At 59.1% G+C, this 3,825-nt stretch carries 3 protein-coding genes and 1 pseudogene; 1 reads left to right on the top strand and 3 read right to left on the bottom strand.

Features of this window, described 5'->3' with window-relative positions; genetic code table 11:
* Positions 1 to 48: 48 nt before the first annotated feature.
* Positions 49 to 600, bottom strand: a pseudogene (locus ACQKQA_RS29860) (Hsp70 family protein); the annotation flags it as partial.
* A 102-nt stretch (positions 601 to 702) separates the two neighbouring features.
* Positions 703 to 1,269 (bottom strand): nucleotide exchange factor GrpE, encoded by a 567-nt coding sequence (grpE, locus tag ACQKQA_RS29855; protein ID WP_007920848.1) that lies wholly within the window; start codon positions 1,267 to 1,269, stop codon positions 703 to 705.
* Positions 1,270 to 1,521: 252 nt separating this feature from the next.
* Here grpE and recN point away from each other — a divergent pair, with 252 nt between their 5' ends.
* Entirely contained in the window at positions 1,522 to 3,195 is a 1,674-nt protein-coding gene (gene recN, locus ACQKQA_RS29850) for a DNA repair protein RecN (RefSeq protein WP_427564747.1), read from the top strand.
* 90 nt (positions 3,196 to 3,285) lie between these two features.
* Here the strand turns inward: recN and fur are convergent, their stop codons facing one another.
* Positions 3,286 to 3,690: a ferric iron uptake transcriptional regulator gene (gene fur / locus ACQKQA_RS29845; RefSeq protein ID WP_007920840.1), complete on the bottom strand. Its 405-nt coding sequence runs from the start codon at positions 3,688 to 3,690 to the stop codon at positions 3,286 to 3,288.
* Between the last annotated feature and the right edge of the window lie 135 nt (positions 3,691 to 3,825).

Here is a 3,825-nt window from a genome sequence, read left to right as displayed (position 1 = left end):
CGGCCCAGGGCTCTTCGTTGACGATCACTGGCAGCACTTGCGCCGGGAAGAACGGTCCATGCCGTAGGCCAGAGCAGCCGCGGTTGGTTCGTTGATGATGCGTTTTACGTCCAGGCCCGCGATGCGGCCGGCGTCTTTGGTCGCCTGGCGCTGGCTGTCGTTGAAGTAGGCCGGAACGGTGATCACCGCTTCGGTCACAGCCTCGCCGAGGTAGTCTTCGGCGGTCTTCTTCATTTTCTTGAGGATTTCAGCCGAGATCTGTGGCGGAGCCATTTTCTGGCCGTTCACTTCAACCCAGGCGTCGCTGTTGTCAGCCTTGACGATCTTGTAAGGGACCATCTGGATGTCTTTCTGTACGACTTCTTCGTCGAAACGACGACCGATCAGACGCTTCACCGCGTACAGGGTGTTATGCGGATTGGTCACTGCCTGACGCTTGGCCGACTGGCCAACCAGGATTTCGCCATCGTTGGCGTAAGCGATGATGGACGGCGTGGTACGCGCGCCTTCAGCGTTTTCGATAACTTTTACGTTGCCGTTTTCAAGAATGGAGACGCAGGAGTTGGTTGTCCCCAGGTCGATACCAATGATTTTGCCCATGTTAACTCTCCCGAAACTTTAGATTTTGTTGCCGCAGCGGTGCTGTCCGGCTGCGGTAGCACTTAAACGCTTGACCTTTTAATGGGGGCGTTACGCGCGATTTCAAGCCTTCTCGTCAATCGAAGGCGAAACCGGTGCGGGCGCCTTGCTGACCACGACCATGGCCGGACGCAGCAGGCGGCCGTTGAGCTGATAGCCCTTCTGGAACACCTTGAGAACGCTGTTCGGCTCGACGTCGGCACTTTCCTGCATGGCCATCGCCTGATGCTGTTCGGCGTTGAACGGTTCGCCGTGGGGATCGATCGCTTCCAGCTGATAACGCTTCAGGGTGTCCTGGAACATCTTCAGGGTCAGCTCGATGCCTTCACGCATCGGGCGAATGCTTTCGTCGTCCGGGCTGGACAGTTCAAGACCGCGCTCGAGGCTGTCGATCACTGGCAGCAGGTCGCCAGCAAAACGCTCGAGGGCGAATTTGTGAGCCTTCTCCACATCCTGCTCGGCGCGGCGGCGGACGTTCTGCAGATCGGCTGCAACACGCAATGCCTGATCCTGAGCGCCAGCCAACTGCTCTTCGAGCACTTGCACACGAGCTGCCAGATCTTCGCCCGAAGCCTCGGGGGCCTGATTGGCGTCGAGATTTTGCGTATCCAGCGTCTGTTCGTCAGCCATACAATTCTCCTTTCAATATCGTCCGTGAGCTCAACTCACGCTTCTGCCCCGGTATATGGGGCCGCATTTTCCAGGTTCAAGGGCTCCACCCTCGGCAAAAATCATTGTGCGAACCAAATCAGCCTCTGGCAGCCATTCCCGCGCGCAATAAAAAAATCTGCCCCTCAAGCAAATCGAGCTAAGGCCGGGCATTGTCAGCCCAAAACAAAACACTGTATAAATAACCAGACCTCAAGCCTGGGAGCGGCCTCTATGCTGGTGCACCTGTCCGTACACAACTACGCCATCGTCGAACATCTCGATCTGGAACTGGATCGCGGGATGAGCGTCATCACGGGTGAAACCGGCGCCGGCAAGTCGATCATGCTCGACGCCCTGGGGCTGACCCTCGGCGATCGCGCCGACAGTGGCGTGGTCCGCCCAGGCGCCGACAAGGCCGACATCCTCGCCACCTTCGACCTCGAGGACATCCCCGAGGCCCGCGCCTGGCTCGCCGAACGCGACCTGGACAACGACAGTCCGTGCATCCTGCGCCGGGTCATCACCGCCGAAGGCCGCTCCCGAGGCTACATCAATGGTTCTCCCTGCCCGCTAAGCGATCTCAAGGCCCTCGGCGAACTGCTGATCGATATCCACAGCCAGCATGAACACCAGTCGCTGCTGAAAACCGACACCCACCGCCGCCTGCTCGACGAATATGCCGGCGCGACCGACCTGGCCCGCCAGGTATCGCTGGCCGCCCAACGTTGGCGCCAGACCCGCCAGGAGCTGGAGCGCCTGTCCAATTCGGGGGATGAGCAGCGGGCTCGCCACCAGCTTCTCAGCTACCAGCTGGAGGAACTGGAGAACCTCGCACTGGGCGAAAACGAACTCGAACAGCTGGAGCTCGAACACAAGAACCTGACCAATGCCGAAAGCCTGCTGGGGATCTGCCGCCAGGTCGTCGAACACTGCAGCGAAAGTGATTCCGGCAACGTCCTCAGCGCCCTGACGGTGAGCCTCAATCGCCTGTCGAGCATTGGCAATGCCTCCGGCGCCCTGGCAGAAGCCACTAATTTACTGGCCAGCGCACAGATCCAGGTCGAAGAGGCCGTCGGCGAACTGAATCGCTTCGTCGACCATTTCGATGCAGATCCGGCGCGCCTGCAACAGCTGGAAGAACGGCTGGACGCTATCTATACCCTGGCGCGCAAACACCGGATCCAGCCCACCGAGGTGGCAGCCATGCAGCAGAAGCTGCTGGAAGAAATCGAAACCCTGGATGCCAACGACGAATCCATCGAGCGTCTGGGAGAGGAACTGAAATCCTATGCCCGGCACTATCACGAAAAAGCCAGGGAACTGAGCGAGCTGCGCTGCCAGGCCGCAACCAGCCTGGCCAGTGCCGTCGAGCAGGAGATCCAGCGCCTGGGCATGCCCGGGGGGCGCTTTACCATCGAACTGCATGCCAACAGCGGCGACGAGCTGCAGCCCAATGGTCTCGAGCAGGTCGAACTGCTGGTCAGCGCCAACCCCGGACAACCGCTCAAAGCCCTGGCCAAGGTCGCATCCGGTGGTGAGCTGTCGCGGATCAGCCTGGCGATCCAGGTGATTACCGCGCAAACCTCTCGCATCCCCACCCTGGTGTTCGACGAGGTGGATGTCGGCATCGGCGGCCCGACCGCCGAAATCGTCGGCCAACTGCTACGCCGCCTCGGCGAGCGCGGCCAGGTCTTGACGGTCACCCACTTGCCGCAGGTGGCAGCCCAGGGCCATCAACATCTGTTTGTACACAAGGTGCGTGGCAACGACGCGACGCACACCGCGGTATCCAAACTGGGCAAGACCGAACGGATCGAAGAAGTGGCACGCATGCTGGGCGGCATCGATCTGACCAAGGAGTCACTGGCCCACGCGAAAAAAATGGTGGTCACCGCCAAGGCCTGAGAATCCGCTTCTTTTATAAAGAGCAGAAAGCACGAAGGCGACCCTTGGGTCGCCTTCGATCGTTTCGCGGACAACATCCGCGTGACTGGCTTACTTCTTTGTGCGTACGTACAGCACCAAGTTGTGGTCCACCAACTCGAAGCCATGCTTCTCGACAATCGCCTTCTGAAGCTTTTCGATTTCTTCGTCGAAGAATTCGATTACCTCACCGGAATCCACGTTGACCATATGGTCGTGGTGACCGCCGTCAGCCAGCTCGAATACAGCGTGACCGCCATCAAAATTGTGGCGTACCACAAGGCCTGCTGCTTCAAACTGAGTCAGAACACGGTAAACCGTGGCCAGACCGACATCCTCGCCAGCTTCCATCAGCGCCTTGTAAACATCCTCGGCACTCATGTGTCGCTGCTCGGCGGAATCGAGCATTTGTAGAATTTTGACCCGTGGCAGAGTCACTTTAAGGCCGGCTTTACGTAGTTCGCTATTTTCAACCATGGTCAGCTTTCTCGCGGATGCTGCTTCGCAGCTTCTCTTAATGCGGGTATGATCGGGGTTTACGGTGTCCCAGCCAAGATAGTGGACGTCGCCCACCGATGCAAAACACCCAGCGCTTGCTAACCCGTTTCACCT

The sequence above is a fragment of the Pseudomonas sp. NPDC089530 genome (assembly GCF_050280705.1).
In the GTDB taxonomy this organism is placed as follows: Bacteria; Pseudomonadota; Gammaproteobacteria; order Pseudomonadales; family Pseudomonadaceae; genus Aquipseudomonas.
This window is presented reverse-complemented; position numbering and strand designations above follow the sequence as displayed.

Bases quoted from the DNA above. Each gene is read 5' to 3' on its own strand.
- grpE (WP_007920848.1), bottom strand. From the start codon at position 1,269: ATGGCTGACGAACAGACGCTGGATACGCAAAATCTCGACGCCAATCAG.
- fur (WP_007920840.1), bottom strand. From the start codon at position 3,690: ATGGTTGAAAATAGCGAACTACGTAAAGCCGGCCTTAAAGTGACTCTG.
- recN (WP_427564747.1), top strand. From the start codon at position 1,522: ATGCTGGTGCACCTGTCCGTACACAACTACGCCATCGTCGAACATCTC.